This is a genomic window from bacterium (genome assembly GCA_024228115.1).
In the GTDB taxonomy this organism is placed as follows: domain Bacteria; phylum Myxococcota_A; class UBA9160; order UBA9160; family UBA6930.
In genome coordinates this window covers 1-4,826 of record JAAETT010000356.1, presented here as the reverse complement: position 1 = coordinate 4,826, position 4,826 = coordinate 1, and the positions used below count along the sequence as shown (strand labels likewise).

Annotated in this window: 4 protein-coding genes; 2 read left to right on the top strand and 2 right to left on the bottom strand. The window is 64.5% G+C overall.

Annotation, left to right across the window (positions count from 1 at the left end; translation table 11 throughout):
- Positions 1 to 135 precede the first annotated feature (135 nt).
- Together GY937_15825 and GY937_15820 are read right to left on the bottom strand one after the other, a co-directional pair.
- Positions 136 to 1,641 (bottom strand): acyl--CoA ligase, encoded by a 1,506-nt coding sequence (locus GY937_15825; protein ID MCP5058175.1) that lies wholly within the window; start codon positions 1,639 to 1,641, stop codon positions 136 to 138.
- Between the two features lie 30 nt (positions 1,642 to 1,671).
- Positions 1,672 to 1,980, bottom strand: coding sequence for a hypothetical protein (locus GY937_15820; GenBank protein ID MCP5058174.1), 309 nt, complete (start codon positions 1,978 to 1,980; stop codon positions 1,672 to 1,674).
- 138 nt (positions 1,981 to 2,118) lie between these two features.
- Here GY937_15820 and GY937_15815 point away from each other — a divergent pair, with 138 nt between their 5' ends.
- On the top strand, positions 2,119 to 3,960 hold the full coding sequence (locus tag GY937_15815) for a carboxylesterase family protein (GenBank protein MCP5058173.1): 1,842 nt from the start codon (positions 2,119 to 2,121) through the stop codon (positions 3,958 to 3,960).
- 13 nt (positions 3,961 to 3,973) lie between these two features.
- Complete coding sequence (locus GY937_15810; GenBank protein MCP5058172.1) at positions 3,974 to 4,690, top strand: glycosyltransferase family 2 protein; 717 nt, start codon at positions 3,974 to 3,976, stop codon at positions 4,688 to 4,690.
- The last annotated feature ends 136 nt before the right edge of the window (positions 4,691 to 4,826 follow it).

Here is a 4,826-nt window from a genome sequence, read left to right as displayed (position 1 = left end):
TCCGAATAGAGCCTTGAATCAATCGCACTGAAGTGGCCTTGTTGGGTGTCGGTGGAGAAGCCTCGTAACTCCTTCATCTCACACTCGCAGGGCCATTTCAATGTCCGGCCTTCACCTCAATACGACGGATTGGAGCTAGCTAGGCGCTCCGAGTGCCTCTTTGACTTTGCGCCGGAGGAGCTTCCCGGTTTCGTTGTACGGCAGCTCATCCCAGAACTCGACCAACTGGGGAACCCGAGACGAACGGAGATGCTGCTTCACCCATCCTTGCAGCGTCTCGGCGCTCACGTCGGAACCTCGGGCTCGCACGATCGCTGCACCCACTCCTTCTCCCCATTGCTCGTCCGGAACCGGGACCACCGCGCAATCGGCCACCTCCGCGTGCTCGTGGAGGACATCCTCGATCTCGCCCGGCGACAGATTCTCGCCACCTCGCACGATCACGTCATCGATGCGGCCTTCGACGAAGAGATATCCCTCGTCATCCAGGCGCCCCCCGTCGTTGGTCGGAAACCAGCCACCCTCGACGAGCAGGCTGCCCCGGCCCTTGTACTCGCCCGATACCTGTTCTCCGCGCACGTAGATCTCGCCGCGTTCGCCGATGGCGACGGGCTTTCCCGCTTCGTCGCGAATCTCGACTTCGACGCCCGGTAGCGGCCTTCCCGCGGAGCCCAGACGCTTGCGAGCGTCCGCGTCGGGGCTGCCCGCGGCCTCGCGATGCTCGTCGGGCCCCAACACAGCGATGGTCGAACTCGTCTCGGTCAGGCCGTAGGCGTTCGTGAACGCCGTGGTGGGAAAGTGGTGCATGGCCCGCTCGATCACGGGGAGCGGCATCTTTCCGCCGCCATAGGCAAGTGCGCGCAATGTGGTGGGCGCCATGTGTGCGCCGGCCTCGAGCTCATCGATGATGCGCGACAACATGGTGGGAACGACGAACGCGTTGGTGATGGCTTCCTTGTTGGCCAGGCCAAGCCAGGCGGAGGCGTCGAAGTTCGGTAGCTGCACCATCCGACGGCCGGAGTAGATGCCACTCAAGAGTGCTGCCATGCCCGCCACGTGATAGGGAGGCGCACTGACCAGCGCAGCGTCCGATTCATCCGCCGCCATGAAATCCATCGATCCGAGGATGTAGGAAACCATGTGCTTGTGGCGAAGCACCGCGGCCTTTGGAACACCGGTCGTTCCGCTGGTGAAGAGCAGGATTGCGATCTCTTCCGGATCCATTTCCCAATCGGGCTCGGCCGGCTCGGTGCTACCCCGCGCGATCTCGAGCAGTTCTTCTCGGCTGATGAGGGTCAGCCCGTCCCGGCCCTCGAGCCCGGAGGCGCGCTCCGAATCCGTGACGAGAACCGCCGGTGTGATCCGGGCGATCAACGCGTCGAGTTCGTCGCCAGTGAGCCGATAGTTGAGCGGCACGAACGGCAGACCCGCCCAGCCGGCGCCGAAGAGGGAGAGAGGAACGGCAGGGCTCGACACGTCGAGAAGCGCCGCATTCTCCACACCCAGAGCGCGAAGATGGGACGCCACCCGCCCGGCGCCGGCAAACAACTCGGCCATCGTCCAGCGATTGTCATCGCATTGGACGGCGACCCGCTCGCTCATCGCCTGGGCCGCCATTTCGAGCAACATCATCGTGTTCATGGAGCGATCCCCTCGCCTACGCGCCCAGCCTCAGTCGGAACTGGGAAGGGCCTTGGCTTCCTTCAAGACGAGGGGCGTTCCACCAGCGGCGAGGCTGCCCTCTCCGGGCTTGGTGCAGAGCAGCTCCAGATCGCCGGCTTTGTTGACGTAGCGCTTGCCGATCTGGGTGCCGTTCTTGTGGTTTGCATCGATCTCGCCACCAGATGCGTCAGCGGTCACATCCACCAGGGGAGAGCCGCCACAGCTCAGCTCCAGCTCTCCTTCAGGTGCCGCGATCACCATTACCTGGGTGTCGCATACGGCGCTCTTGAAACGGGTTCCAGCCTTGATTGCGGCCATTGCAGATCTCCTGCTCATCAAATGCACGGAACGTCTTGCCGTGCGGATCTCGAAAGAGCATGGATTCTACCGCTGTTCTGGATCTTCGGGATCCCCGTGGTTCGGGTACCCTCCCGTTCTTTCTCAGGAGGCCCCTGCGTGCCCAGATCGGACGCTCTTCTCTGTTTCGCACTTGCCCTGCTCGGTGGTGTCTTGGCTTGTGCCCACTCCCCGGAAGCCCCGGCGACCGCGGTGGAGGCTGCCACACGACGGGTCCTGCCGGCCGGCGTGACGATCGGCGCCACCAACGAAATCGGCGCCCACGTGTGGCGAGGCCTGCCCTTCGCGAAAGCGCCGGTCGGTCCTTTGCGTTGGATGGCCCCTCGGCCGGCAGCGGCCTGGCCTGGCGTTCGCCAGGCGGTGAGCGACGGCTCGGCCTGCCCGCAGCCGACCAGCATGCTCACCCAGGGTCGCGAGCCTCGGGAAAGCGGAATGGTGGGCGACGAGGATTGCCTCTACCTGAATGTATTCGCGCCCGTGTTCGCGCCGAAGGAGGTGCCACGCGGTGGTGCCCGACGGCCTGTCATGTTCTGGATCCACGGCGGCGGAAACGTCATCGGCGAAGGCAGCGGCTACGACGGAAGCGTCCTCGCCGAACGGCACGGCGTTATCGTCGTCGCGGTCAACTATCGTCTGGGGCCGCTCGGCTGGATGCGCCACCAGGCACTCCGCGCAGGTGCCGAGAGCGAGTTCGATGCGTCGGGCAACTTTGGCACGCTGGATCTGGTCGAAGCCCTGCGTTGGGTGAACATCAACATCAGTGCCTTTGGCGGTGATCCCGGAAACGTCACGATCTTCGGAGAGAGTGCTGGGGGCTTGAACGTGATCAGCCTGTTGCTGGCCAAGCCGGCGGAGGGGCTCTTCCACCGAGCGATCACCCAGAGCGGCGGGACCTGGTCGTCCGACCCGCACGAAGCCGAGAACTGGCGGGATGCGGCCCGATCCGGCAAGCGCTGGAGTTCCTCGGAGATCACGGCGGCCCTCGTACGGGCAGAGCCGACGACGAGCGGCCCGGACGAAGCTCGCGAACACGTGGAGAGCCTGAGCGAAGACGCGCTTGCGACCTATCTCCGCAGCAAGAGCGCGGACGAAATCTGGGCACCGCTCGTCGCCGGTGGCCGAGGCGAAGGGAACCTCTTCGACGAGCTTCCGATGGTCTTCCGGGAAGGGTCGGTGCTTCCCTCCCGCCCGTTCCACGAGGCCTTCGCCCGCGGCGATCAACACCGTGTGCCTGTCGTCCTCGGCACGAACCGCGACGAGAGCAAGACCTTCATGTTCGGCGATCCCGAGTACATCCGCCGTTGGTTCGGCCTCTTCCCGCAGGTGCGCGATTGGGAGGTCTACGAACGGGACGCCTACTTCGGCAGCGCGCTGTGGAAAGCCGACGGTGCCGATGAAATCGCGAGCGCCTTGCACGGGCATCAACCGGGCCAGGTCTTCGTCTACCGTTTCGATTGGGACGAAGAACCGAAGCGACTCGGGTTCGATCTGGCCAGGCTGCTCGGCGCGGGGCACGGCCTGGAGATTCCCTTCGTGTTCGGCACCTTTGATCTGGGCTTCTTGCGCATCATCTCGAATGAAGAGAATGAGCCCGGCCGCGCGGGCCTCTCCGACGCGATGATGTCCTATTGGACACGTTTCGCGGCGACCGGAGACCCGGGCCTTGGGCGGGCCGGCACCCTGCCCGCCTGGACGGCCTGGGACGAAACCACTGCCGAGAGCCATCGCTCGATGATCTTCGACACGGAAGCCGGCGGAGGTCTGCGGATGAGCGCCGAGACCGTGACGTTCGACGGGTTGGCGGCAGAAGTCCAAACCGATTCCACGTTCAGCGCCGAGGAGCGCTGCGAGGCACTCGACGCCATCGCCAAGCTGGCACACCACGCCACCGAGGTCGCGGGCTGCGCCGACGATGGTGCCAAGACATCGCCCAAGGGCTAGCGTCCTGGATCCCATGCATCCGACCACGATCTTCATTCCCGCCTACCAGGCGGAGCAGACCATCGAAGCGGTGATCGAGCGCATACCCGAAGCCTTCTGGCCCGCGGTCTGTGAGGTGCTCGTCATCAACGACGGCAGCCAGGACGACACCAGCGGAGCCGTGCGGAGGGCGACGGAGCGTTTCCCGAAGGTGCGGCTGGTCGCAGAGGCCGAGAACCACGGCTACGGGACGGCCGTGAGAAAGGGCCTGCGGCTCTCTGCGGAAACACCCGCCGAGTACGTCGTCTGCTTGCATGCGGATGGCCAGTACCCGCCCGAGAAGATGGCCGAGTTCGTCGCCTACATGGCGGAGCACGAGATCGACGTGCTGCAGGGCTCCCGGCACAAGGACGGAACGGCCAGCCAGGGCGGCATGCCCTTCTACAAGGTCGTCGCCGGAAAGATCCTCACATGGCTGGAGAACTGGACCTTCGGCCTGCAGATGAGCGACTACCACTCGGGCTTCATGCTCTACAGCCGCAAGGCCGTTGAGAACATTCCGTTCGAGAGCCTCTCCTACTACTTCGATTTCGATCTCGAGGTGATCGCCAGCGCTCGGGCCCGTGGCCTAAGCGTGGGTGAGCTCGGAATCCCCACTCGCTATGACGACGAAGAGAGCCACCTGAACCCGATCTGGTACGGCCTGCGATGTCTGCGGGTCATGCTGCGCTACCGGCTGGGTCGCTACTAGTCCCTTGTCACACCAAAAGCTGGGGGTAGAGTCGTCGCAGTTTCACGCGGGCTTGTTGGGTCGTGAATTGCCAGTCGACGCCCTTCGTCGTTCGGTTGCGATCGTCTTGCCAGGCTTGGACTTGGCGCGTGAGATC